Origin of the sequence: Nonomuraea sp. MTCD27 (assembly GCF_041950495.1) — a bacterium.
Lineage (GTDB): Bacteria > Actinomycetota > Actinomycetes > Streptosporangiales > Streptosporangiaceae > Nonomuraea.
Genome location: NZ_JBGNUW010000031.1, coordinates 49020 through 72828, shown reverse-complemented (window position 1 = coordinate 72828; position 23809 = coordinate 49020). Strand labels below are relative to the sequence as shown.

Sequence of the window (23809 nt, the reverse complement as noted above, 5' to 3'; positions counted from 1 at the left end):
CACGGGTCAGGCTACCAAGCCGGCCTCGTGGGCGATGATCGCGGCCTGCACGCGGTTGCGTACGTCGAGGCGGGTGAGGATGGCGCTCACGTACGCCTTCACGGTGCCCTCCACGATGTGCAGCTCGCGGGCGATCTCCGCGTTGGACATCCCCGCGCCGACCAGGGCGAGGACCTCCCGCTCGCGCTCGGTGAGCGCCTCGATGCGGTCGCGGGCCACCGCGCCCCTGGCCATCCGGCCACCCGCCAGCCGGCTGATGACGCGCTGGGCGACCTTCGGCGACAGGTACGCCGCGCCGTCGGCCACCGCGTGGATCCCGGCGATGAGCTCGCGCGGGTCGCCCGACTTGAGCAGGAACCCGCTGGCCCCGACGTCGAGCGCCTTGGCGATGTAGTCGTCCTCGCCGAACGTGGTCAGCATCACCACGGCCGTGCCCGGCGCGACCCTGCGCATCTCGGCCGCGGCGGCCAGCCCGTCGAGCCTGGGCATGCGGATGTCCAGGAGCGCGACGTCGGGGCGGTGGCTGATGGCCAGGTCCACCGCCTGCCTGCCGTCGCCCGCCTCGGCCACGACGTCCAGCTCGGGGTCGGACTGGAGGATCGCCCGGACCCCCGCCCTGATCATGGCCTCGTCGTCGGCCAGGAGTATGCGGATCACGCCCTCTATATTGGCCGACCTAGTATTGGCCGGCATGGCTCAGGTGAAGGTTTACGGACGCAGGGACGTGTGGGCGGGGCGGCAGCGGGAGGTCTCCGACCTGCTCCAGTCGTGCCTGGTGAGCGCGTGGGGATTGCCCGAGGAGAAGCGGTTCCACCGGTTCCTGCTGCTGGAGGCCGACGACTTCGTCTGCCCGCAGCGGAGCGAGCGCTATCTGATCATCGAGGTGGTCTGCTTCACGGGCCGCAGCGACGACGCCAAGCGGGCGCTGATCCGGGAGATCTACGAGAAGTCGGGGTACGACCCCGAGGACGTGGAGATCACGATCATTGAGATGCCCAAGGTCAACTGGGGAATTCGCGGTGTTCCCGCTGATGAGCTCAGTCTGTCGTACAAGGTGGAGGTCTGAGTTCGGGGGCAGCCACGGCCGGACGGTATGGTCCGACTCATGAGCACTCACTATGACGTCGTCGTTCTCGGCGCGGGTCCAGGAGGATATACGGCCGCGGTCCGCGCCGCCCAGCTCGGACTGCGCACCGCGGTCGTCGAGGAGAAGTACTGGGGTGGCGTCTGCCTCAACGTGGGCTGCATCCCGTCCAAGGCGCTGCTGCGCAACGCGGAGCTCGCCCACATCTTCACCAGCGAGGCCAAGACCTTCGGCATCAGCGGCGAGGTCACCTTCGACTACGGCGCGGCCTTCCAGCGCAGCCGCAAGGTGGCCGACGGGCGGGTCAAGGGCGTTCACTACCTGATGAAGAAGAACGCCATCACCGAGTACGACGGCCGGGGCACGTTCCTGGACGCCAGCACCATCCAGGTGAACGGCGAGACGATCACGTTCTCCAACTGCATCATCGCCGCCGGGGCCAGCACCAGGCTGATCCCGGGCACGCAGTTGTCGGAGCGGGTCGTGACGTACGAGGAGCAGATCCTCACCGAGGAGCTGCCGGGCAGCATCATCATCGCGGGCGCCGGCGCCATCGGCGTGGAGTTCGCGTACGTGCTGCACAACTACGGCGTCAAGGTGACGATCGTGGAGTTCCTCGACCGGATCGTGCCGCTGGAGGACGAGGAGGTGTCGGCCGAGCTGGCCAAGCGTTACAAGCGGCTCGGCATCGAGGTGCTGACCTCGACCCGCGTGGACGGCATCGAGGACGCCGGCTCCTCCGTCAAGGTCACCGTCACCCGCGGCGACCAGACGCAGGTGCTCGAGGCGGACAAGGTGCTGCAGGCCATCGGGTTCCAGCCGCGCGTCGAGGGCTATGGGCTGGAGAAGACGGGCGTGGCGCTGACCGACCGGGGCGCGATCGCGGTGGACGGGCGGCTGCGTACGAACGTGCCGCACATCTTCGCCATCGGCGACGTCACCGCCAAGCTGATGCTGGCGCACGCCGCGGAGTCCATGGGCATCATCGCCGCCGAGACGATCGCCGGCGCGGAGACCATGGAGCTCGACTACGTGATGATCCCGCGGGCGACCTACTGCCAGCCGCAGGTGGCCAGCTTCGGCCACACCGAGGCGCAGGCCCGGGACCTGGGCTATGACGTGAAGGTGGCGAAGTTCCCCTTCACGGCCAACGGCAAGGCGCACGGGCTGGGCGACAGCGCCGGCTTCGTCAAGATCATCAGCGACAACACGCACGGCGAGCTGCTCGGGGCGCACCTCATCGGGCCCGAGGTGACCGAGCTGCTGCCGGAGCTGACCCTGGCGCAGCAGTGGGACCTGACCGTGCACGAGGTCGCGCGCAACGTGCACGCTCACCCGACGCTCGGCGAGGCGGTCAAGGAGGCCATCCACGGGCTGGCCGGCCACATGATCAACATGTGAGAGCTTTCTCCGGTTTCAGTGATCGGTACGGCTGGGCCGTACCGATCACATTTGCACTCTCTTATCCCATTGAGTAAGTGGGGGTGGGGGTGTTCACGGGGTTGACGTGGCAGTCTGGGCTGACATGGAGATGCCCGCGAGGCGCCTCGCGGCTTCCGAGAGGCGCAGGGACCAGATCGTGTCGGCCACGATCGCCGTGCTGGCGCGGCGCGGCTACGCGGGGACGACGTTCGAGGCCATCTGCGCGCACGCGGGGCTCAGCAGCAAGCGGTTGATCTCCTATCACTTCGCGGGCAAGGAGGAGCTGCTCGCGACGGTGGTGCGGGTGGTGCTGGCGGAGGCGGCGGCCTTTGTGCGTCCGGCCCTCGACGCGGCCGCGCGCCGTGAGGCCGGCGCGCAGGGGTGGGAGCGGGCGGGGCTGGCGGCGTACATCAGGGCGAGCCTCGACTTCGCCGCCGCCCGGCCCGAGCACGTACGGGCGCTGCGGCAGATCGCCTGCAACACCGGCGAGCAGGCGGCGGACGGGTGGCTGGCGGAGCTGTTCGAGGGCGGGCAGCGGGCGGGGGCGTTCCGGGAGTTCGACGCCGAGCTGATGAGCACGGTGCTGCGGGCCTCCATCGACGGGGTGGCCGAGCGGCTCGACCCCGAGGGTTGCGCGGACGAGCTCGTCGAGATCTTCGACCGGGCGACGCGGGACGGATCGTCGTAGGCGGGCCGTAGTAGGCGGGCCGGGGGATCAGGGCGGGGGCCGGGTGGCGCCCAGGGTCTGACCGGCGGCGATGGCTTCGCGCAGGGTCCTGGTCAGGGCGTCCGCCTGGGCGGTCAGGGCGCGCAGGCCGTCCGGGTCGCCGGTCTGGGCCAGGAGGTCGACGTACCTGTCGTTGCTCTTCTGCAGGTCGCTCGCCCGCAGCGCCGCGTCCGCCGCGCGCACGCGGGCCGCGTACGACTCCAGCTCCCACACCCGCTCCGTGACCGCCGCCACCGAGCGGCTCAGCGCCTCCCGCTGGGGCGCCAGGACCGCGGCGAGCTCGGGGGTCATCACCTCCTCCATCGCCTCCGCCTGCTCGGCCCGCAGGTCGGCCTGGACGCGTACGAGGCGGGCGACGTCCCAGAGGCGCTCCGGCAGCACGATGTCGTTGGCGATGACGTCGAGGAGGCCCCGGCGGTGCACGCGGGAGGCGGACACGTCCGCGATCGCCTTCCTGGCCCGGGCCACCAGGTCGAGGGCGGGGTCGTCCAGCTCGGCGGGGATGACGTAGCGGCCGGCGTACTGGCGGCGCAGCCGGCTGCCCAGGTTCGGGCGGGAGACGCCGACGAACAGGAGCGAGGTGAGGAAGACCATCATGGCGGCCAGGCCGGCGCTCTCGTGGCCGGTGTCGAACGCGACCGCGGCGAGCACGGCGCCGACCGCGGCGGCGCAGGCCGCGCCCACGGCGAACAGGCGGCGCGCCCATCGCGGCGGCTCGGGGTCGGGCCGCCCGAGCAGGAGCAACGGCGCGCCGGTCATGCGCCGGCGATCCCGCGGGGGAACGGCGGGATCCACGATCGGCTGGTCAATCCAATTCGCCACCAGCGGCACCCACCCTCATGCGGAATGTGTAGTAATCGACCTGCCAGCCGTCCCGCACGAGGCCCTTTCGCGCCACGACCTCGGCGGCGAAACCGACCTCGCGCGCCAATGTCCGCAGATATTCCAGGTCCCCGGAGGTGCCGAAGGACACCAGCATCCGGCCGCCCGGCGCGAGATGGCTCCGGACGTCCTGGAAGAACTCGGTAAGGGCCCGGTAGTTCTCGTCGGTGATGGCGGCCTCCGGCAAATCCCGGGGCGCGAACCAGCGGAACGGCGGGTCGAAAACGATCAGGTCGAATTCGCCTTCGACCGCGCTGAAGACATCGCTCTCCCGCACGGTCACGGAAACGCCGTTGCGCTCGGCGTTGGCCCGCGCCGTCTCGACGGCCAGCGGGTTGATGTCCACGGCCAGCACCTCGGCGGCCATGGAGGCGGCCAGGACGGCGTTGACCCCGCTGCCCGTGCCCATGTCGAGCACGCGATCACTGTCCTTGACCTCGGCCAGCACGGCCTCGCCGAGAAGGTGCGACATGCGGGTGATGGGCTGCACGCCGGGCGGCACCACGAGGGTCCGGCCCAAATAGCGGAAAGTCCGCTCCGCGGCGCCTTCCTCCTGGGCCGCGCGATAGGCGTTCTCGTGCCAGCGGCGAATCCGCTCGGCGTGCTCCGGAGAAACCAGCGGAATATGGCGGCTCTTTTCCGTCATGACGTCACTCTTCAGCACGCCCCCGGGAGCATGCCAGCGTATTTCGCACGGATGCCTCCTTGACGAGACGGTGTCGCTTCCGAGCACACCCCGTGCGGCCCGCCGGATCCACCAGGCCCGTGTGCGGATGTCGTGAAGATGTCGTGCAGCTATTCTTTCGGCCGTGTCCGAACTTCCTGAGTTGTACGTCGCCGTGGACGTCGAGGCAGACGGGCCCATTCCCGGGCCGTACAGCATGATCTCCCTCGGCATGGCCGTGGCCGGGCGGGAGCACCTCACGTTCTACACGGAGCTGCGGCCGATCTCCGACGACTTCGTGCCCGAGGCGCTGGCCGTCTCCGGGCTCGACCGCGACCGGCTGCTGCGGGAGGCGCCGCCCCCTGAGGTGGCGATGGCGGCGGCCGCCCGCTGGGTGAACGGCCTGCGCAAGATCGGGCGGCCGGTGTTCCTGGCCGCGCCCGCGGTGTGGGACGGCATGTTCGTGCACTGGTACTTCCTGCGGTTCACCGGGAAGAGCCCGTTCGGGGCGACCGGCTCAGGGGTGGACCTGCGGAGCTACTGGATGGGGCTGACCGGCTGCGAGTGGGTGGAGACGCACAAGGGGAAGATCAAGCGGCGGCTGGGCCTGGAGGGGGTGCCGCACACGCACCACGCGGGTGAGGACGCCGCCGAGCTGGCCCAGGTGTTCGACGCCGTGCTGAGGCGCGAGGCGACCTGAGTTCTCACCAGATCTTCAGAATTCGCTGAGAGTACTCTGAGGATGCGCGGAGACGTTGGAGGCGAAAGAGACCCTCGCACCGGACGGTGGTCCCGCACATGACCTCAACTCCCCCTCAGACCACCCAGCGGCCGACACGCCGGCTCGCCCCCGCCGGCACCGCGGCCCTGCGGCTCGGGCTCCTGGCGCTGGTCGCGATCGGTATCGTGGGCGCCGCCCTCGAGCTCGCCTTCGAACGCCACTGGCAGAGCCCCGTCCAGTTCATCCCCTGGGTGGCCCTGGCGCTGCTCGCGGTGGCGCTGGTGCTGCTCGCCCTGCGCGACTCCGGGCGCGCGCTCACCGCCGTACGCGTGCTCGCGGCGGTCGTCCTGGTGGCCTCGGCGTACGGCGTCTTCATGCACGTGTCCGTCAACCACGGCATGGGCGCGATGGACCCCGGCTGGGACTCGTTCTCGCCGCTCACCCAGTGGTGGTACGCGCTGACGAAGTCGGTCGGGACTGCCCCGCCGCTCGCGCCGGGCATGCTGGCACAGAGCTCCCTGCTCCTCCTGCTGGCGAGCCTGACCTCGAAGCGGAGGGGGAATTCCGTGAACACGAGCTGAACGCACCCGCACCATTTCGGAACCTTCTCCTCATTTTCCGCGTCACATCAGGGCAATAGCACTGCGACTGATGAGGCTGGTGAGGTTGGAGTGGCGTTACGACGGATATTCGTCGCGGCGGTCGTGATGGCGGCCACCGCGGCAAGCGCCGAAGGGGCGGCGGCCAGGGTCGCGCCCCGCCCGGCGGCCCAGACGGCCACCGTTGCCGAGTCGGCCCGACCGGCCTGGCTGGACGTGCCCGCGGTGGCGCCCACCACGAAGACCGCCGAGGCCGAGCCGGTGTGCGCCCGGCTCAAGGGCGCGGAGGCGTGCGTGGGCCCCGACGGCAGCGACCGGCCCGGCATCACGATCGAGGACACGAGCGACGACCGCCGCCACCCCGCGGTCGAGTACTACCTGAACGGCTACCTCGGCACCAAGTACGTCATCCACAACCTGGGCCGCGACGGCGAGGTACGCGGCAGCCGCGAGATCGGCAGGACCGTCACCTTCCGCGCCGCCCTCTACCAGGGCGACCGCCGGGTCAAGTACGGCCGCTGGAAGACGGTCCGCAACGTCGCGAAATATCCGGTTAATCGTGACACCCGCACGACCCCCGCCGCCGCCCGCGCCAAGTCCAGGGTGTGCACCTCGACGAAGGGCGCCGCGACCACCTGCTTCTCCGAGCGCAACACCCACGTCTACGCCTGCGACACCGCGGCCGACGAGTATCAGGCGCGCGCCGAGTACTTCGTCGCCGGCGACCCGACCGCCCGCTTCGAGATCCACCAGCTCGCCGGCGTCGGCACCTGCGGCAAGGCCGAGCACGGCGACCTGTCCATCAGCATGTACCGCGCCTCGGTGTTCGACCACGGCCGCCGCAAGTCCACGAGGCTCTACAAGTACAACTAGACGAGCGCGGCAGTAGGGCGGGACCAGAAGGGTGCGACTAGAAGGGCGCGACGGTCTCCCGCACGGCCTGCGCGCACTCCTTGGCGTTGTCGTCGTGGGCGATGCTGCTCAGCAGCTCCCGCAGGTGGAACACCCGCATGCGCTCCTGCCAGCCGCTCGGCAGGGGCGCCAGGGCCGCGTACACCTCGAAGAAGCGCTCGGAGGCCGGTGGGCGCGGCGAGCACCACAACATGCTGAGGTCGGCCTCCGCCCAGCTGTAGGAGACGGCCGGATCGATCAGCGCCGGGCCGCCCGCCCGCGCGGAGAGGATGTTCTCCAGCCACAGGTCGCCGTGCGTGAGCACCGGCGGGGCCGGCGGCAGCAGCTCGGGCAGGGCGGCGCAGAGGCGTTCGAGGGCACGGCGCTCCTCGCGGTCCAGCGCCGCCGCCACTTCCGGCTCGCTCAGCCAGCGCAGGATCCGGCGCTCGGCGAAGAAGGCGTGCCCGTCGTCGTCCCAGGTGTTGTCCTGCCGCAGGCGGCCCAGCCAGCCGTCCCGGTGCCAGCCGAACCGGTCGCCGGTCGTGGCGGTGTGCAGGGCGGCGACCGTACGCGCCAGGTCCTCCCAGAACCGCTCCCCGTCGCCGCGCGGCGGGAGCGGTTCGAGCACGAGCAGGTCCGGCGTCACCGCCAGCACCTCGGGGGTGGTCACGCCGCCCAGTTCGCGCAGCGCGCGCAGCCCTTCGGCCTCCACCTCGAAGAGGTCCGAGCCGGCCGTGCGCAGCGTCTTGGCGAACACCTCGGAGCCGTCGCGCAGCGTCACCAGCCCCGCCAGCGCCACCACGCCGCCGGGAGCCACGCGTACGGACTCCGCCTCGAACCCGGCGGCCCGCACGCGGGTCAGCAGCAGCTCCACGCTCACCGCCCGTACACGAGCAGGTAGCGCCAGAAGAGCAGCCTGCGGATGGTGGCACCGGGCAGCAGGTCGGCCGCCTCCCGCCGGATCTCCGCCAGCGACATCTCCGGCTGCTTGACCGGCGCCGGGCTCGGGGTGCCCCGGCCCGCCATCGCGAGCCTGGCGGCCGCGTTGACCGGGATGGCGGCCAGGGACCAGGCGTGGTCCGTCGCCGACACCTCCGAGTAGCAGCCGAGGACGGCCAGGACGCCGCCGGGGGCCAGGGCGTCCCGCAACCTGGCGACCGTGCCGAACGGCACGTGGTGGATGCTCGCCAGGCAGGAGATGTAGTCGTAGCGGCCCGCGGGCAGCTCCATCTCCGTGATGTCGGCGTGGTGGTAACGCACGCCCGGCGCGGGGCCGGCCGCCTCGATCACCTCCGCGGCCGGGTCGACCGCGTCCACCTCCAGCCCGCGGCCCGCGAGCCGGCGCGCGAACCCGCCGGTCCCGCAGCCGACGTCCAGCGCCGTCCTGGCGCCGCGCGGCACCAGGCGCAGGAGCCGTCCGTGGTAGTGGTCGTTGTGGCTGAAGGTCAATTCCGCACCGCCTCACGATCATCCGCTCAGTGAGCGGAGGCTAGCAGCCGGTCCGGCAGGTCGAACACGGATCCGAGCCGCCGCTCCTCCGGGACCGCCGCCCGCCGGTAGGGGTCGATGAGGTACGCCGCCATGCCGCAGCGCTCGGGCCCCGCGAAGTCCGGCCCGTAGGTGTCGCCCACGAAGACGGCGGAGGACGCCTCGATGCCCAGCACGTCGAGGGCGGTGGCGTAGATCTCCGGGTGCGGCTTGCGCCAGCCGACCTCGACCGAGGTGATCACGGCGTCGAACGACTCCAGCAGCCCCATCGCCGCCAGGTGCCCGGGCACGAGCGTCGCAAGGTGCGTGTTGGACACGACGGCGAGCCGGTGCCCGGCCGACAGCTCCTCGACGAGACCCGCGAGGCCGGGCAGGTAGTGGACGCCGGTGTTCCATTCCGCCACGTAAAGGGTGACGAACTCCTCGACCTCGGCCGGGGCCGGCTCGTGCGGCAGCACCCGGCCGAGGAACGCCGTGCCGGCCTCGGCCATCGAGAACTCGTGGTCGTCCAGGTCGCTGAGCCGGTCGAACTCGGCCGAGGTGCGCGACCAGCCGTCCAGGAACTCCTCGTACGGCAGGCTCGCCCCGAGCCGGCGCAGCAGCGCGTAGGTGGAGCGGTAGCCCTGCTCCGTCCGGCTGGGCGAGTACTCGACGAGCGTGCCGAAGAAGTCGAAGAGGATGTGTGTCCGACGCATGGAGCCTCGCCTCGCCCGCCCGAGTAACCGGTACGCCCTGCCGGACCGGCCGGTCCATCATGGCATCCGGTCCCCGGTCTGAAAGTTTCAGCCGTAATTGACGGGTGCCAGGCCACGCCCCATGATCATGATGCTTCGAGGCAATACCACTATCCATGCGTTTCATGGCGAGGTGCGCCGATGCCGAAAACCCCCTTACGAGCCGCGTTGGCCGTCCTGCTGACGCTGACCGCCCTGAGCACCCCCAGCGCGTACGCCGACGACCCCGCCCCCGTCGCGGTGACCGTCAACGCCCGCGCCGCGCTCGCCGCCGTCCCCGAGACGGGCCTGGGCACCAACCACGCGATCTGGGACTCGAACCTGGGCACCGACGCGACCGCCGACCTGCTCAAGGACGCGGGCATGAAGCTGCTGCGCTACCCCGGCGGCTCCTACTCCGACATCTACCACTGGGCCGACCACACCGCCCCCGGCGGGTACGTGGCGCCCGACACCGACTTCGACACGTTCATGCGCGGCGTGCGCCGTACCGGGGCGCAGCCGATGGTGACGGCCAACTACGGCACCGGCACCGCCGAGGAGGCCGCGGCCTGGGTCCGGCACGCCAACGTCACCAAGGGGTACGGGGTCAAGTACTGGGAGATCGGCAACGAGAACTACGGCAACGGCCACTACGGCGCCGCCTGGGAGGCCGACGACCACGCCGACAAGAGCCCGAACGAGTACGCCCGCCACGTCGTGGCCTACGCGGACGCGATGAAGGCGGTCGACCCCACCATCAAGATCGGCGCGGTCCTGACCACGCCCGCCAACTGGCCCGACGCCATCGTCGCCGAGGGCGACAGCGGCACCTGGAACAAGGTCGTCCTGTCCGCCGCCGGATCGAAGATCGACTTCGTCATCCTGCACTGGTACCCCGGCGCCCTGGACAGGACCGGCCACGTCCCCGACATGATCCAGCTCACCCGCGACCAGATCGCCAGATACGCCGGGCCCGGCTCGGAGCGGATCGGCATCGCGATGACCGAGTTCAACACCGGCAGCAGCAGCAACGGCACGAACACCCAGCCCGGCGCGCTGGCTGCCGCCGACGCCTACGCGACGCTGCTGGCCAACGGGGTGTTCACGGTCGACTGGTGGAACGTGCACAACGGCATCGGCGCCGTCACCGAGGTCGAGGGGCACACCGACTACGGCGACTTCGGCCTGCTGTCGAGCGGCGGGTGCACCTCCGACGGCAGCGTCTGCGAGCCGCCGCTCAACACGCCCTTCGCCCCGTACTACGCGCTGCAGATGATGAGCAAGTTCGCCCGCCCCGGCGACCGGTTCGTCCGCGCCGCGACCGACCAGCCGAAGGTCACCGCGCACGCCGCCCGCCGCCCCAACGGCGACCTGGCCGTCATGCTGATCAACACCTCGTCCGACACGTCGTACCCGGCCGCGATCGGCTACTCCGGCTTCACCCCCGCCTCCGGCGCGCCCACCGTGCTGACCCACACCAACGGCGCCCAGAGCATCACCACGTCCACCACCGGGAGCGCGACCGCCCAGACGCTGCCGCCGCTCTCCCTGACCACGATCGTCCTGCGCCCCACCACCCAGCAGGCCGGCCGCCCCGGCGCCCCGGGCCAGCCCACCGCCACCGGCGTGACGGACACATCCGCCACGATCACCTGGCCCGCCGCCGCCCCCGGCTCGCGCCCGATCGCCAAGTACGAGGTCCACCGCCAGAACGGCGCCGTCACCGAGCAACTCGGCGAGACCGCCGGCACCAGCCTCACCGTCCACAACCTCGAGCCCGGCACCCGGTACACCCTCAACGTGATCGCCCGCGACAGCGGCGGCACGCAGTCCTGGCCCTCGCCCCCGGTGACCTTCACCACCGGCACCCCCGCCACCAGCTCCTGCTCGGTCCGCCTCACCGTCCAGTCCGACTGGGCCAGCGGCTACGTCGGCGCCATCGACATCACCAACAACGGCGCCCCCGTCAACGGCTGGACCCTCACCTTCGGCTGGCCGAGAACGTGGCAGAGCCTGGGCAGCGGCTGGAGCGCCGTCTGGACGCAGGAGGGGTCGCAGGTCAAGGCTGTCAACGAGCCAGGGAACGGCGCACTCGCCACCGGCGCCTCGACCACGATCGGCTTCGTCGGCAACTACACCGGCCCGAACGTCCTCCCATCCGTCTTCACCCTGAACGGCACCGTCTGCACCACCCGCTGACAGCCCCCGGGGCCGCCTTCCGGCGGCCCGTCGGGCCAGCAGAAGCGCCGTCATGTCGGCGCTGTTCGACGCTGGTGGTCAGGGACAGGGTCGCACTGCCGAGCTCCCGCTTTTCAGGTGTCGCAATCTGCCTGCTCACTTGTCCGGCTACCGTGAGGTCCTCGTCGCTCTCCGTCGGCTAGACGAAGATGTCCTCAGCGTCGAGGCACACCCCAAGAACCTGATCATCCTCATCGATCAGAAGGAACTTCTGCTCGACGGAATCCATGCACTCCATCCTCACCCGCGATCAATGACGTCGCTGTCACTGTTGCTGTCAGAGGAGATCAAAAAGCCCCGAACGGGAATCCGTCCGGGGCATCTTGGCTGGTGAAGTGTGGTGGTCAGGGGCAGGGCCGAACTGCCGACCTTCCGCTTTTCAGGTGTAGCAATCAGCCTGTTGGCAGGCCGCGACCAAGAGGTTGGGGGCCGCCTGTGGTGCCTTCCGTGTAGGACCGGTGGCTGACGTTGCCGTCAGCGTTGCCGTCGACATTCAGCGGGGGACCACCTGAGCACGGACGCCTGGAAGATCATCGAATGCGGCCGAGGCGTCCATCGTGATCACTGTTCTCGCGGTGGCCGCGGCCGTCGCCGCAATCAGGAGATCGTACGCGCCACGAGACTTACCTTCTCGTCGAACATGCGCCATAAGACGAGCATGGACTCTGGCGACGTCTGTCGTGTATTCCTCGACTGGAATCAACGCCAGGACTTCATCCACGAAGGCCTGCCGATTGGGCCGGCGAGCCGCATCGGCCATTTCCACACCGACGAGCAGCTCCGCCACAGTGATCGCCGCGATCGCCACATCATCGGGGTCTTCGATCACCGCGTCCACGGACGCCTTGCCCCGCTCGGCCGCGATGAGCACACCCGTGTCCAGGATCAGGCGTCGGGCCACGTGCCCCTCATCTCGTCGTCGATTGCCTCGCGGGCCGCCGCGACATCAGCCTCGAAATCCGCGTCCAGCGTCCCCGCCCTTCTGGCGAGAAACGCCTTGACCATACGCCCTGGTGCAGTGGGCGCAGGGCCGATCACGGCGATTCGCTTCCCACCACGAGTCACCACAATGGTCTCCCCGTGCTCCGCCTCGTCTAGGACCGTGGCGAAGCTCCGAGACGCTTCAGTGGCAGTCATCACCTTCATAGAATCAGATTATCTGATGATGTCGGCTCCTGTTCAGTGAGTCGAAGCGTGCCCTTTCTCTCGTGAAGTCACTGACTTCAGCCAAGAAGGGATCAAGCCGTCACATGGCGATGCATAGGCGCGACAGCCGTAGCGATCTGCCAGCCGTTCATCCGGTGCTCACACCCCGACTGCAGATGACCGTCCGCTTCGTTTGTTGCCGTCAGCGGACACAAAAACGCCCCGGAGCGATCTTCGCTTCGGGGGATCTTGGCTGTTCAAGGCTGGTGGTCAGGGGCAGGGTCGAACTGCCGACCTTCCGCTTTTCAGGCGGAGCAATCACCCTGCTCGGCTGATCGAGACCGTGGTCAGGCGCGTGTGGACGGTGGCGCGGATGCGTCGGCGTGTGCGGACGTTGCTGTCAGCACTGCTGTCACCTCAGCCGTGCTTAACCGCCAGCGAGGCCGACGATCGCCCAAACCCCGGGGCGGTGAGTACCGAAGTGAGCGATCGTCACGGCCGCAGATGAATACTTCAATACGCGGGAAGCGAAGGATCTTGGACGAAGACTGGGGCCACCGTTTATCGTGTGACGCCGTACGGGAGCGTCAGGCTGCAAGCGGGGACGTTGCTTACCTGCCGCTGTATAGCAGACCACAGCAACCCGCGTACCCGGTGGCAAGCCGACCCGGAGCGCAGGGCCGCCAGGCCCGAGCACCGGAAGCCGTCCATGCGCGGCGGGAAAAGAACGGCAAGGTCCTGCCCTGCCACGCTCGTCGCGACGCCCCGACCTGCCCACACGGACGGGTCATGTCCTGCACCGACCGGCACAGCACCGACGACCCACGCCTCGGCGAACCGCTGTGCCCCGACTGTTACGACTACGACGGCTCAGTCCTGTTCAACGCCATCAGCCCCGAGCTATGGCGCCGCTTCACCCTCGCCCTACGCCGCCGCTTCGCCAGGCTCAACGGCCTGACCGTCAAGGCTCTACGTGAACACGTCAGCATCGCCTTCGCCAAGGTCGCCGAGTACCAGCGTCGCGGCGTCGTCCACTTCCACGCCGTCATCCGCCTCGACGGACCCGACGGCCCCAACTCGCCACCACCAACCTGGGCAACCACCGACGCCCTGACCCAAGCTGTCCGCCATGCCGCCACAGCCGTAACCGCCGAGGTCAAACCGCTGAGCCGCACTTTCCGCTGGGGCGCACAACTCGACGTCCGCCACATCACCCTGGACGGCGACCTCACCGAACAAGCCGTCGCCGCCTACATCGCCAAGTACGCGACCAAGGCCGCCGAATGCGTCGGCACCCTGGACCGCCGCATTCAGCCCCTGGACAACCTGGCCGCACTCCCGGTGCGCGAGCACGCCCGCCGTCTCATCGCCGCCTGCATGCGCCTGGGAAGCCATCCCGGCCTTGCCGACCTACGGCTCACCCACTGGGCTCACATGCTCGGCTTCCGCGGCCACTTCTCCACCAAGAGCCGCCACTACTCCACCACCCTCGCGAACTCCGCGCCGCGCGCGAGGAGCACATGCGCAACCAGGAGATCACCACGGGCCGTCTGCCTTTGTTCGACGAGGACACCGTCCTTGTGATCGCCCACTGGGCCTACGCCGGACAAGGGCTCTCCGCCGGCGACCAGCTTCTCGCCGCCGCCATCACCGGTACACCGCTCTCAGGTCCAGTTCGCTCGGAGGCCACCCATGAATGACCTCGTGCTCACCGTTGACGAGGCCGCTGCGCGGCTCCGCGTCAGCCGGTGGACCCTCTACACCCTGATCCGCTCAAACCAACTCCGAAGCTTCAAGGTCGGCCGCCGTCGCCTCATCGAGGTCGAGGCGCTGAACGAGTGCATCAAGACCCTGGCAGAGGTGGCCTGATGACGAAGACGACACTCGGCACGCCCGAGGAAGAGCCCAAGCGCCGGAACGGCCGCCGCATCCGTAAGCGCTCAAACGGCGAGGGCAGCATCTGGCCGCGCAAGGATGGCCGCTACGGCTACGCCGCCTTCGTTCAGACCACGGCGGGCACCGTCAAGCGCGTCCAGGGCTCCGCCCGTACCCAGGAGGACGCGAGGAAGAAGCTGACCGAGCTTCTCCGCCAGGCTGACGAGGGCATACCCGTCTCGTCCGAGAATTGGACGCTGGCCGACTTCCTGACGTACTGGCTCAAGCACATCGTCAGCCAGGAGCGGCGCCCCAAGACTTACCAGGGGTACGAGGGCGTCGTCCGGCTTCACCTCATCCCTGGTCTGGGCAAGAAGCGCCTCGGCAAGCTCAACGCCCAGGACGTCCGCCTCTTCATCAACCGCGTCCGCTCCGAATGCCAGTGCTGCCGAAACGGTTGGGACGCTTCCCGCGAGAAGCCGGTGTGCTGCGCCCTGAAGAGCGGGCAGTGCTGCGAGTCCCACCTGTCCACGCGCATGGTCCAGTCCATACATGCGGTCCTGCGGAACGCTCTGGAGTGCGCCGTACGCGAGGAGATCATCGCTCGCAACGTCGCCAAGCTCGTCAAGGTCCCGGTGCCCAGTACAAGGTCAATCGCGGCCTTACCGTCCCGCAGGCCCGCGCCGTCCTCAAGGCCGCTCGGGACCACCGCCTCTACGCGCTGTACGTCCTGGCGCTCTGCCTCGGCCTGCGCCGTGGGGAACTCCTCGGGCTCCGCTGGACGGACGTCGACCTTGAGGCCGGCAAGTTGGAAGTGGTCCAGAGCCTTCAGCGGGTCGCGGGCCGCCTCCAATTTGTCCGTCCCAAGACCTCCGACTCGGAGCGGACCGTCCCGCTGCCGCCCATCTGTGTGGAGGCCCTTCGAGAGCACCGAAGGAAGCTGTTCGCCGAACGCTCGGACCGCTGGGAGGAGTGGAAAGAACATGGCCTGGTCTTCCCATCGCGCTGCGGGACCCCGATGGAGCCGGACAATCTACGGAGGAGCTGGGGAGCGATCCGCAAAGCCGCCAGCCTCGGAGAGATGAGGTTCCACGACCTCCGCCACACCTGCGTGACGCTCCTGCTCAACCTCGGCGTTCCGCCCCAGGTCGTCCGCGAAATTGTCGGCCACAGCGACATCGAGGTGACCATGACGATCTATGCACATGCGTCTCTCGACGACAAACGCAGCGCTCTCAGCAAACTGGGAGAGGCCCTGAGATAGATACTTCGGCTATGACGCCCTGGACGACTTTGCCGTCCAGGGCGTTTCAGTAGTCCGGATCTTCTCCCCCACATGCCTCGATCAACCAGTAGAGCGACCCCTCGCCAAAAGGCAGACCAGTAGTCGCGACTTCAATCCATCCCTTGTGCGGCTCATCGCTGCCAGCGTTCCACCACCACCAGCTTCGATCATTCCCGAGACCTTCGATGGGATCGAAGTAGTAGAGCCAGTCCAAGAGCGTCCAAGGCCCTTCTGCCGCCTCGGCCTTCTCCGCTTCCGTCATCGCTTGCCACTGAAGCAGCCATTCGTCCGCCCGATCTCCCGGCTCGGGTTCGGACGCACACCGTTCAACGAACCACGACGGAAGTAGATCCGACCATGCGCGGTCCGAGGGCCACGACTGCACCTGCTCTAGGACTCGCGCCAGCACGTCACCAGCCCGATGGACGACACCCCAGGGATCGTCTGACGTGAAGGACACTCGCACGATGAAGGCTGGGGCCTCATCCCGCGGCCCGAACTGGATACGTCGAAGCTCGCCTGAAGAGATCTCGCGCTCATTCATCTGAGGAAGCTAGCACCGGCCCTTGTCGGTGGATTGATCCAAGATCAAGTAGACCGTTGCTGTCACTGGACATCAAAAGCCCCGAACGATGACCTGTTCGGGGCGTTTCTGCTGTTCAAACTGGTGGTCAGGGGCAGGGTCGAACTGCCGACCTTCCGCTTTTCAGGCGGACGCTCGTACCAACTGAGCTACCTGACCCAGAGCGGTCCTGACGGGACTTGAACCCGCGACCTCCACCTTGACAGGGTGGCGAGCACTCCAAACTGCTCTACAGGACCTTGCTTGTCTTGCGTTTCGTGCTGTTTGCGCTCGCTTAGCTTACCAGCTCTTCGGTGGTCTTGGACCAGCCGTTTTGCGGGTGCGCCAAGCGCTCGCAGTGCCCCCAACGGGATTCGAACCCGTGCCGCCGCCTTGAAAGGGCGGTGTCCTAGGCCGCTAGACGATGGGGGCTCAGGATTCCCTGTCGCCTTCCGTCGGAGACCTCTGAAGCATAGGGGACGATTGCCCTTGATGCCAAAGTGGCGGACCGGCGGCCGGCGATGGTGGTGTGCCGCCGATCGTTCCCGTTGGCGACGGGGCGCTCGTTGGCTCTGGGGAAATCATACGTTGTGGGTCGGGCTCCACGTGACGCTGGATGTACACCGACTGCTCCCCCAGCCCGCCCAGCGTGATGTCGTCCCAGGCCTGCAGGCGCTTGGTCTCCTTGTCGAAGTACAGGACGGACGCCTGGACGGGGGTGGGCTGGGCGTGTTCGAGGGCGCGCAGGCCGGCCCCGCCGGTCGAGCCCTGGATGAGCATGCGGGTGCCCGTCGGGAGCATGGTCGTCTTTCGCTCGTGCGTGTGGCCGGCGAGGATCATGGGAGCCGCGCCCGAGAAGCCGCGCCCGATGTCCGGGTCGTGTACGGCGATCAGGTCCGCCTTGCCGACCTTGGCCAGGTGGGAGCGGGCGAAGCGGCCGAGGGCCGCCGGGTCGGAGTCGACGGTGACGGATTTGTCCGGGGTGAAGCGCGGGTCGCCGAGGCCGTAGATGTTCAGGCCGGCCACCTTCTGGGCCCTGTTGTCCAGGACTATGGCGTTCTTCTGCTTCTCCACGGCCTTCTGGGTGGTCATCGAGTCGTGGTTGCCGCGGACGAACACGTACGGGATCTTGAGGGTGCTGATCTCGTCGACGAACTTGTTCTCGGCCTTGGTGCCATGGTCGGAAATGTCGCCCGTGTCGACGATCACGTCCACGGCGAACTGGTCCTTGAGCGAGCGGATGACGTTCCAGGCGATGGGATTGATGTGGATGTCGGAGATGTGCAGCACCCGGATGCTCTTGGGGTCGGCGTCGTAGAGAGGCAGGGTCGAGACCGTGTCGTACAGCTTCGAGACGTTCGTGACGAGTTTGGTGAGCTGAGACCGGTACGACTCGAACTTCGTGACGATCGACTCCGCGCTGCCGACAAGTGACGGCGCCGCGGCCACCAGCCCCGAATAGCGCGGCTCGACGAGCGAGCTCGGGCGGAAGGTGAGAGCGGCCAGGACTCCGGTGCCCGCGAGGGCCACAGAGGCCGCCAGGAGCCCCAGGAGAGCCACTCTCGGGCGCCTGAAGACCATCAGGACGGCGATCAGGGCCCCGGCCCCGGCACAGAGCAGCGAGCGGATGACGAGGGCGCGGACGCCGTCCAGGAGGTCGCTCTCGATCACGTCCGGCAGGCGGTCGGCCAGGCGCGGGTCCTCCAGGAGCGCTTTGGCGCGGTCCTGGTCGATGTTCTCCAGCGTGATGCGCAGCCTGAGCGGCGCGTCGTGGGTGCGGAAGGTGAGGGTGCCGAGCGGGCTGGCGTCCACCACGGTCTCGCCGTTCCAGGCCGGTCGGAGGGACATCCCGGTCTCCACCGGCCCCACCTGGGAACGTACGGTGCCGCTGAAGAAAATGCCCAGCCAGGCGCCCACCGCGGCCACGAGGAGCACAGCCGCGATCCTCGCACCGCGCGATCGAAGGATTGCCTTTGACCTGTGTACGAACTTCATACAGCTTCTTGCTTACCTGACTGAGGGGGCAGAATGGCAACTGTGATCGAGGTCTCGCGGGAGAAGTTCGAGGAACTCGTGGCCGAGGCGTTGGACACGATTCCTCCGGAGCTCACGCGCGCCATGAGTAACGTCGTCGTCACTGTCGTCGATGATCCGCCGGAGCCCCACCTGCTCGGCCTGTACACCGGTGTCCCCCTCACGGAACGCGGCGACTGGTACTCAGCAGTCCTGCCCGACCGCATCGAGATCTACCGCAATCCGATATGCCAAATTTGCGACACCGAGGACGACGTGGTCGACGAGGTACGCATCACGGTGGTCCATGAAGTCGGGCATCACTTCGGCATCGACGACGCCAGGCTTCACGAATTGGGCTGGTAACCCTTTGCTTTTGGTTGGCTGCTTTGGGTTGCGGCCCGCCCCGTCGGTCGGGCACCTTAGGTGACATAGCGAGCACCCTGAGTCAGGCACAGCGGAGTCCAATGGGGGCCATGCGGGCGCGACGGCCGCCGGGACGGCATCGCCGTGCCGGAGAAGCACCACAAGTCACATATCGCGAAGTCATCGCCGTCAGGGAGTTCCGGGCGCTCTGGTACGGCCAGGGCCTCTCGCTCCTCGGTGATCAGCTCGCGCAGGTGGCGCTCGCCGTGCTCGTCTACGACCGCACGCGTTCGCCCCTGGCCACGGCTGCGGTGTACGCGCTGACCTACCTCCCCTCCATCGTCGGCGGACCGCTGCTGGCCGGGCTGGCGGACCGGTTCGCGCGCAGGGGCGTCATGCTGACCTGCGACCTCCTCCGGGCCGTGCTGGTGGGCGCGATGGCGATGCCGGGCATGCCGTTCCCGGTGCTGTGCGCGCTGGTGTTCCTGGTGGTGCTGCTCAGCGCGCCGTTCTCGGCCGCCAGGGCCGCGTTGCTGCCGGAGGTGCTCGAAGGCGACGCGTACGTCATGGGCTCGGCTCTCCAGAACATGACGAACCAGGCCGTTCAGATGCTCGGTTTCGCGGCGGGCGGAGCGTTGATCGCCACCATGGGCCCGTACCGCGCCCTGGCTCTGGACGCCGCCACGTTCCTCGGATCGGCGCTGATCCTGATCTCCGGCGTGCGCCGCCGCCCCGCCGCCCACCGCGACGGCACCAGGCCGTCCATGTGGGCGATGACCAGGGGCGGGGCCCGGCTGGTCCTCCGGTCGCGGAAGTTGCGCACGCTGGTGCTCTTCGCGTGGCTCTGCGGCTTCTACATCCTGCCTGAGGGCATCGCCGCGCCCTACGCGGCCAAGCTGTACACGGGCGGGCTGCCGGTGCCGGTGATCACCGGGCTGCTGATGGCGGCGATGCCGGCCGGGACGGTGGTGGGGGCGTTCCTGTTCAGCAGGTTCGTGCCGCCGGCACGGCGGCTGCGGCTCATGGGGTGGATGGCCATGCTGAGCTGCGCGCCGCTGATCGTGACCGCGATCCGGCCGCCGCTGGCCGTGGTACTCGCGGCGTGGGTCCTGTCGGGGATCGGCGGGGCGTACCAGCTCGCGGCGAATGCCGCCTTCGTGCAGTGCGTACCGGCCGAACGTCGCGCCCAGGCGTTCGGCCTCGTGCAGTCAGGATTGATGGCCGTGCAGGGGATCGGCATCCTGGTGGGCGGTTTCGCGGCGGAGAGACTCGGCCCCGAGCCGGTGGTCGCGCTGGCGGGGATCGCCGGGGTGATCAGCGCGGCCGTGCTCGCCATGATCTGGACCGAGTCTCGCGACAAGCCCGCCCGGGTGCGTGCCCAGGCCGCCGCCTGATCACTGCTGCGGCTTCTGCTCGCCGCTCCAGTCCGTCGCCGCCTTGTTGGCCTGCTGCTTGTTGATCAGGTCCTGGACGATCGAGGTGTCGTGCTCCTCGTCGGGCATGAGGAGCCAGCCGATCGCGTAGATCCCGACGCCGACCCCGCCGAACAGCGTCGCGATCGCCAGCGCGATCCGCACCAGGTTGGCGTCGATGCCCACGTACTCGCCGACACCGGAGCAGACGCCCGCGATGATCCTGCCCTTGTGGGTCCGACGCAGCTTCTTGACGTTGTATTCGCTCATGCCTCAAGACTGCCCGCCGCCCCGGTGTTCGCACATCAGGATTGCCCCTGGTAGAACCCTGGTAGTCCCCTATATGAGGAGAGGACCCGCGATGGACGACCTGCTGCGCCTGGACGACCGGCTCAACCCCGACCAGCGGCTCATCCGCGACACGGTCCGGTCGTTCGTCACCGACCGCATCCTGCCGCACGTCGGGGACTGGTTCGAGGAGGCGGTCTTCCCGGCGCGCGAGCTGGCGCCCGCGCTCGGCTCGCTCGGGCTGCTGGGGATGCACCTGGAGGGGTACGGCTGCGCGGGGACGGACGCGATCTCGTACGGGGTGGCCTGCCGCGAGCTCGAGGCCGGCGACTCCGGCCTGCGCTCCTTCGTGTCGGTCCAGGGATCGCTGGCCATGTTCCCCATCTGGCGTTACGGCTCCGACGAGCAGAAGGACGAGTGGCTGCCCCGGATGGCCGCCGGCGAGGCGATCGGTTGCTTCGGCCTGACGGAGCCGGACCACGGTTCGGACCCGGCCAACATGCGGACTTATGCCAAGAAAGACGGATCCGACTGGATCCTCAACGGCTCCAAGATGTGGATCACCAACGGCTCCATCGCCGACGTCGCCGTGGTGTGGGCCCAGACCGACGAGGGCATCCGCGGCTTCGTCGTACCGACCGCCACGCCCGGCTTCTCCGCCCCTGAGATCCACAAGAAGCTGTCCCTTAGGGCCTCGATCACCTCGTCCCTCTACTTCGACGACGTACGCCTGCCCGCCTCCGCCGTCCTCCCCGGCGTCACCGGCCTGCGCGGCCCGCTCTCCTGCCTCTCGGAAGCCCGCTTCGGCATCATCTGGGGCGTCGTCGGCGCCGCCCGAGCCTGCCTGGAGGCGGCCGTCGACTACTCGAAGACCCGCGTCCAGTTCGACAAGCCGATCGGCGCCTTCCAGCTCACGCAGGAGAAGCTCGCCTGGATGTACGTCGGCACCGCCCAGGCCGGCCTGACCGCGCTGCACCTGGGAGAGCTCAAGGACGCCGGGCAACTGGATCCGAGGCAGATCAGCTTCGGGAAACTGGCCAACGTACGCGCGGCCCTGGACATCGCCCGCCAGGCTCGCACCATCTTGGGGGGTAACGGGATCACGCTGGAGTACCCTGTGATCAGGCACATGAACAACCTGGAGAGCGTGCTGACGTACGAAGGCACCCAGGAAGTCCATACGCTGGTGCTGGGGGAGGCGCTGACGGGCCTGGCGGCTTACCGGTGATGGAGGCGTCGCGGACAGGGCGGTAATCTCTGTACCCTTGCTGGTGCGAGGGGCGTTAGCTCAATTGGCAGAGCTGCGGACTTTTAATCCGTAGGTTCCGGGTTCGAGCCCCGGGCGCCCTACCACTCTCCACCTCGAATCCCGCTTCTGAGCTGGGGTTTCGCCTTGCGGTGGGCTGGGTGCCGGGTGCAGTCACAGGCCACCGGAAGCAGCCGTGTGCCACCCTTCGCGGAATATACGCGGAATCGATCTTGACGCGTTTCCCCTGGTCGGGATAGGCATTCGGATGAGTACTTCGGGGACTCCGCGACAACGACAAAGGACCCCGAGATGTCCCGGGGTCCTTCTGGCCAGAGGCCCTGTCACGCGGCATCGAGGGCAGTCAGGATGCGCTGGTTCGCGATCTCCCGTTGACCGTCGATGCACTTGGCGTAGACGCGCAGGAGGACGTCCACGCCGTGCCCTGCCCGTTCGGCCGCCTCAGGGGCGTGAACACCGGCATTGAGCCACAGCGACACGGCCGCGTGACGCAGGTCGTAGGGACGGGCCGCCAGCGGTGAGGCGACCTGGTCGGGTGTGAGCGCGTAGGTACGGGCCTCGCGCCAGACCTTCGACACCGTCGAGCCGGGGAACGGCTTACCCGTGCTGGTCCGGAACAGCCGACCATCCTTGGACACCCCGTGGTGTTCGATATGGCGACGAAGGATCTCCACCAGTTCAGGCGGGATCGCTATCGGGCGAGTCTCCTTGTCGCGATGCTTCAAGCCGCGTTCGTCGTGGCTCTCGCCCGAGTCGGTGTAGCGGCTGTTGCTCTCCGGCCGGGTCTTCTCCAGCGTGAGCAGGCCCCATCCCTTCTCGGGCAGGTAGCAGTCCTTCTTACGCAGGCCCGCAGCCTCACCGGGACGAAGGCCGCCGAAGTACATGCACGCGAACATCGCCGCCATCATCGGTCCCCGACTCTTGCCCACGTAGGTAACCGCGACCAGCAGCTCGCGGGCCTGATGCGGGTTGACCACCGAACGACGGTCCACTTCGCCATTGACCTTGGCCTTGCGGAACTTGACCTTGTGCAGCGGGTTGGCCGACAGCTCCTCCAGCTCTACGGCGTATTCCAGGACGTGATGGAAGACCGCCCGCTTGCGCCGGTAGGTCAAGCGGCGGCGCGGCGCGCCGCCGTACCTCCAGCCCTCCGCCCGCCCGCCGTCCGGGCGTGCGGCCTGGGGGCCGGTCCCGGACGGCGGCGGGACGCCGGGCCGGGCACCGCACGCCGGCCCCGCCGCACTTCCCGAACGCGCCGACCGGGGTTGCCACACCGCCGCACAGATGCAGCCCTACGATCGCCACTGCATGGCTGGACGCCGCACATGGTTGGGGGCGATCGACGATCCAGGGTTCGTTCCTCGGCCTGGCTCACCGAGGAACGTGGCTGATCACCGCGTGCAGTCGCCCGGCTCAGCCCGCTGGGCCACGCCCACGTGAATTTCCTGGGCCGCTATGCCATCGCTTCGTCCGGGCCTTCCGAGGGACTGCGCGAACTCGGCGAGATCCCGGATCTTCCCGAGATCAACAGCGGCGCGGTGCGAAGGGAGAGCTGACGGACAGCCTTCCCCGTGGGAGCCGATCAGCGAGTCAGGTCTGTGTCGCGTTCAACGAGGTAGACGTTCGTCAGCTCAGGCAGAACTCGTTGCCCTCGATGTCCTGCATCACGAGGCACGACTCGTTTTCTTCATCGGCGGGCAGGAGCCGCACGCGTTTCGCGCCGAGAGGGATCAATCGTGCGCATTCGGCCTCGAGGGCTGCCAGGCGCTCTGCACCGACGAGTCCGGTGCCGACCCGCACGTCAAGGTGCAGCCGATTCTTGACGACCTTGCTTTCGGGGACGCGCTGGAAGTACAGCCGCGGACCGACACCCGAGGGGTCGCTGCATGCGAACCATGAGTCCCGCTGCTCGGGCGGCAGCGTGCGATTGAAGTCGTCCCAACTGGCGAACCCCTCAGGCGGTGCCGGCGCGACGTACCCCAACACCTCGCACCAGAAGCGACCGACACGCTCAGGCGAAGCGCAATCGAAGGCGACTTGAATCTGCTTAACGGATACCATGGGAAAATCCTTCCATAGATCACTATGCATACCGTAATCGCCCACCGTGCACCCCGGCCGGATTGGCGAAGTCCTGAAAAGATCCACAGCGCCAGTCTGAAC

General features: G+C 68.5%; 27 protein-coding genes, 4 tRNA genes and 1 pseudogene. 16 read left to right on the top strand and 16 right to left on the bottom strand.

Annotated features, from left to right (window positions below):
• Positions 1 to 6: 6 nt before the first annotated feature.
• Entirely contained in the window at positions 7 to 657 is a 651-nt protein-coding gene (locus tag ACBJ59_RS55025; RefSeq protein WP_375117971.1) for a response regulator, read from the bottom strand.
• A gap of 34 nt (positions 658 to 691) precedes the next feature.
• Here ACBJ59_RS55025 and ACBJ59_RS55020 point away from each other — a divergent pair, with 34 nt between their 5' ends.
• The 3 genes from ACBJ59_RS55020 (at position 692) to ACBJ59_RS55010 (ending at position 3194) form a co-directional block, all read left to right on the top strand.
• Positions 692 to 1066 (top strand): tautomerase family protein, encoded by a 375-nt coding sequence (locus ACBJ59_RS55020; RefSeq protein WP_364124525.1) that lies wholly within the window; start codon positions 692 to 694, stop codon positions 1064 to 1066.
• A gap of 39 nt (positions 1067 to 1105) precedes the next feature.
• A complete protein-coding gene (gene lpdA, locus ACBJ59_RS55015) occupies positions 1106 to 2485 on the top strand; it encodes a dihydrolipoyl dehydrogenase (RefSeq protein WP_375117970.1) in 1380 nt (459 codons plus the stop codon).
• A gap of 178 nt (positions 2486 to 2663) precedes the next feature.
• Complete coding sequence (locus ACBJ59_RS55010) at positions 2664 to 3194, top strand: TetR/AcrR family transcriptional regulator (protein WP_375117969.1); 531 nt, start codon at positions 2664 to 2666, stop codon at positions 3192 to 3194.
• Between the two features lie 27 nt (positions 3195 to 3221).
• On the opposite strand, the gene ACBJ59_RS55005 is transcribed toward ACBJ59_RS55010, so the two are convergent.
• On the bottom strand, positions 3222 to 4055 hold the full coding sequence (locus ACBJ59_RS55005) for a hypothetical protein (RefSeq protein WP_375117968.1): 834 nt from the start codon (positions 4053 to 4055) through the stop codon (positions 3222 to 3224).
• Entirely contained in the window at positions 4039 to 4761 is a 723-nt protein-coding gene (locus ACBJ59_RS55000; protein WP_375117967.1) for a methyltransferase, read from the bottom strand. Before ACBJ59_RS55000 ends, ACBJ59_RS55005 begins: the two co-directional genes overlap by 17 nt.
• Positions 4762 to 4924: 163 nt before the next feature.
• On the opposite strand from ACBJ59_RS55000, the gene ACBJ59_RS54995 reads away from it, so the two are divergent.
• From ACBJ59_RS54995 to ACBJ59_RS54985, 3 genes are all read left to right on the top strand, one after another.
• Positions 4925 to 5479 carry an exonuclease gene (locus ACBJ59_RS54995; protein ID WP_375117966.1) on the top strand — a complete coding sequence of 185 codons (555 nt, stop codon included), beginning with the start codon at positions 4925 to 4927 and terminating at the stop codon, positions 5477 to 5479.
• 98 nt (positions 5480 to 5577) lie between these two features.
• On the top strand, positions 5578 to 6081 hold the full coding sequence (locus ACBJ59_RS54990) for a hypothetical protein (protein ID WP_375117965.1): 504 nt from the start codon (positions 5578 to 5580) through the stop codon (positions 6079 to 6081).
• Positions 6082 to 6171: 90 nt separating this feature from the next.
• Complete coding sequence (locus tag ACBJ59_RS54985) at positions 6172 to 6972, top strand: hypothetical protein (protein WP_375117964.1); 801 nt, start codon at positions 6172 to 6174, stop codon at positions 6970 to 6972.
• A gap of 37 nt (positions 6973 to 7009) precedes the next feature.
• On the opposite strand, the gene ACBJ59_RS54980 is transcribed toward ACBJ59_RS54985, so the two are convergent.
• Genes ACBJ59_RS54980 through ACBJ59_RS54970 form a run of 3 tightly spaced genes read right to left on the bottom strand, consistent with a single transcriptional unit; the run spans position 7010 to position 9173 of the window.
• Positions 7010 to 7870 (bottom strand): fructosamine kinase family protein, encoded by an 861-nt coding sequence (locus tag ACBJ59_RS54980; RefSeq protein ID WP_375117963.1) that lies wholly within the window; start codon positions 7868 to 7870, stop codon positions 7010 to 7012.
• Entirely contained in the window at positions 7867 to 8439 is a 573-nt protein-coding gene (locus ACBJ59_RS54975; protein ID WP_375117962.1) for a class I SAM-dependent methyltransferase, read from the bottom strand. The genes ACBJ59_RS54980 and ACBJ59_RS54975 overlap by 4 nt, the downstream gene beginning before the upstream one ends.
• Before the next feature lie 26 nt (positions 8440 to 8465).
• Complete coding sequence (locus ACBJ59_RS54970; protein ID WP_375117961.1) at positions 8466 to 9173, bottom strand: HAD family hydrolase; 708 nt, start codon at positions 9171 to 9173, stop codon at positions 8466 to 8468.
• 180 nt (positions 9174 to 9353) lie between these two features.
• Between ACBJ59_RS54970 and ACBJ59_RS54965 the strand changes: the two genes are divergently transcribed.
• Both ACBJ59_RS54965 and ACBJ59_RS54960 read left to right on the top strand, forming a co-directional pair.
• Complete coding sequence (locus ACBJ59_RS54965; protein WP_375117960.1) at positions 9354 to 11393, top strand: cellulose binding domain-containing protein; 2040 nt, start codon at positions 9354 to 9356, stop codon at positions 11391 to 11393.
• A gap of 52 nt (positions 11394 to 11445) precedes the next feature.
• Complete coding sequence (locus ACBJ59_RS54960; RefSeq protein WP_375117959.1) at positions 11446 to 11766, top strand: hypothetical protein; 321 nt, start codon at positions 11446 to 11448, stop codon at positions 11764 to 11766.
• Positions 11767 to 11925: 159 nt separating this feature from the next.
• On the opposite strand, the gene ACBJ59_RS54955 is transcribed toward ACBJ59_RS54960, so the two are convergent.
• Both ACBJ59_RS54955 and ACBJ59_RS54950 read right to left on the bottom strand, forming a co-directional pair.
• Positions 11926 to 12333 carry a PIN domain-containing protein gene (locus ACBJ59_RS54955; RefSeq protein WP_375117958.1) on the bottom strand — a complete coding sequence of 136 codons (408 nt, stop codon included), beginning with the start codon at positions 12331 to 12333 and terminating at the stop codon, positions 11926 to 11928.
• Positions 12318 to 12578, bottom strand: a complete 261-nt coding sequence (locus ACBJ59_RS54950) for a type II toxin-antitoxin system Phd/YefM family antitoxin (protein WP_375117957.1) — start codon at positions 12576 to 12578, stop codon at positions 12318 to 12320. The genes ACBJ59_RS54955 and ACBJ59_RS54950 overlap by 16 nt, the downstream gene beginning before the upstream one ends.
• 504 nt (positions 12579 to 13082) lie before the next feature.
• On the opposite strand from ACBJ59_RS54950, the gene ACBJ59_RS54945 reads away from it, so the two are divergent.
• The 4 genes and pseudogenes from ACBJ59_RS54945 to ACBJ59_RS54930 all read left to right on the top strand — a co-directional run bounded on the left by ACBJ59_RS54945 (position 13083) and on the right by ACBJ59_RS54930 (position 15717).
• Positions 13083 to 14162 (top strand): replication initiator, encoded by a 1080-nt coding sequence (locus ACBJ59_RS54945; RefSeq protein WP_375117956.1) that lies wholly within the window; start codon positions 13083 to 13085, stop codon positions 14160 to 14162.
• Positions 14163 to 14270: 108 nt separating this feature from the next.
• The gene (locus ACBJ59_RS54940; protein ID WP_375117955.1) at positions 14271 to 14447 is read left to right on the top strand and encodes a helix-turn-helix domain-containing protein; all 177 of its coding nucleotides are present in this window, start codon (positions 14271 to 14273) and stop codon (positions 14445 to 14447) included.
• Positions 14447 to 14818: pseudogene (locus tag ACBJ59_RS54935) on the top strand (site-specific integrase); the annotation flags it as partial. The gene ACBJ59_RS54940 and the pseudogene ACBJ59_RS54935, both read left to right, overlap by 1 nt.
• A gap of 212 nt (positions 14819 to 15030) precedes the next feature.
• Positions 15031 to 15717, top strand: a complete 687-nt coding sequence (locus ACBJ59_RS54930) for a site-specific integrase (RefSeq protein WP_375117954.1) — start codon at positions 15031 to 15033, stop codon at positions 15715 to 15717.
• A 46-nt stretch (positions 15718 to 15763) separates the two neighbouring features.
• Here ACBJ59_RS54930 and ACBJ59_RS54925 read toward each other — a convergent pair whose 3' ends face one another.
• From ACBJ59_RS54925 to ACBJ59_RS54905, 5 genes are all read right to left on the bottom strand, one after another.
• Positions 15764 to 16282 (bottom strand): hypothetical protein, encoded by a 519-nt coding sequence (locus ACBJ59_RS54925; protein ID WP_375117953.1) that lies wholly within the window; start codon positions 16280 to 16282, stop codon positions 15764 to 15766.
• A gap of 121 nt (positions 16283 to 16403) precedes the next feature.
• A tRNA-Phe gene (locus ACBJ59_RS54920) sits at positions 16404 to 16480 on the bottom strand.
• Between the two features lie 5 nt (positions 16481 to 16485).
• Positions 16486 to 16560, bottom strand: a tRNA-Asp gene (locus ACBJ59_RS54915).
• Between the two features lie 99 nt (positions 16561 to 16659).
• Positions 16660 to 16732 (bottom strand) — tRNA-Glu (locus tag ACBJ59_RS54910).
• Positions 16733 to 18235: a metallophosphoesterase gene (locus tag ACBJ59_RS54905; RefSeq protein WP_375117952.1), complete on the bottom strand. Its 1503-nt coding sequence runs from the start codon at positions 18233 to 18235 to the stop codon at positions 16733 to 16735.
• Positions 18236 to 18328: 93 nt separating this feature from the next.
• On the opposite strand from ACBJ59_RS54905, the gene ACBJ59_RS54900 reads away from it, so the two are divergent.
• Together ACBJ59_RS54900 and ACBJ59_RS54895 are read left to right on the top strand one after the other, a co-directional pair.
• Positions 18329 to 18679 carry a metallopeptidase family protein gene (locus tag ACBJ59_RS54900; RefSeq protein ID WP_375117951.1) on the top strand — a complete coding sequence of 117 codons (351 nt, stop codon included), beginning with the start codon at positions 18329 to 18331 and terminating at the stop codon, positions 18677 to 18679.
• 110 nt (positions 18680 to 18789) lie between these two features.
• Positions 18790 to 20073: an MFS transporter gene (locus ACBJ59_RS54895; protein WP_375117950.1), complete on the top strand. Its 1284-nt coding sequence runs from the start codon at positions 18790 to 18792 to the stop codon at positions 20071 to 20073.
• On the opposite strand, the gene ACBJ59_RS54890 is transcribed toward ACBJ59_RS54895, so the two are convergent.
• The gene (locus ACBJ59_RS54890; RefSeq protein WP_364124575.1) at positions 20074 to 20361 is read right to left on the bottom strand and encodes a PspC domain-containing protein; all 288 of its coding nucleotides are present in this window, start codon (positions 20359 to 20361) and stop codon (positions 20074 to 20076) included.
• Positions 20362 to 20452: 91 nt separating this feature from the next.
• Here ACBJ59_RS54890 and ACBJ59_RS54885 point away from each other — a divergent pair, with 91 nt between their 5' ends.
• A complete protein-coding gene (locus tag ACBJ59_RS54885; RefSeq protein WP_375117949.1) occupies positions 20453 to 21607 on the top strand; it encodes an acyl-CoA dehydrogenase family protein in 1155 nt (384 codons plus the stop codon).
• Positions 21608 to 21656: 49 nt separating this feature from the next.
• A tRNA-Lys gene (locus tag ACBJ59_RS54880) sits at positions 21657 to 21732 on the top strand.
• Positions 21733 to 21969: 237 nt separating this feature from the next.
• On the opposite strand, the gene ACBJ59_RS54875 is transcribed toward ACBJ59_RS54880, so the two are convergent.
• A complete protein-coding gene (locus tag ACBJ59_RS54875; RefSeq protein ID WP_375117948.1) occupies positions 21970 to 22761 on the bottom strand; it encodes a tyrosine-type recombinase/integrase in 792 nt (263 codons plus the stop codon).
• Positions 22762 to 23272: 511 nt separating this feature from the next.
• Positions 23273 to 23707, bottom strand: coding sequence for a VOC family protein (locus ACBJ59_RS54870; RefSeq protein WP_375117947.1), 435 nt, complete (start codon positions 23705 to 23707; stop codon positions 23273 to 23275).
• Positions 23708 to 23809: the final 102 nt, after the last annotated feature.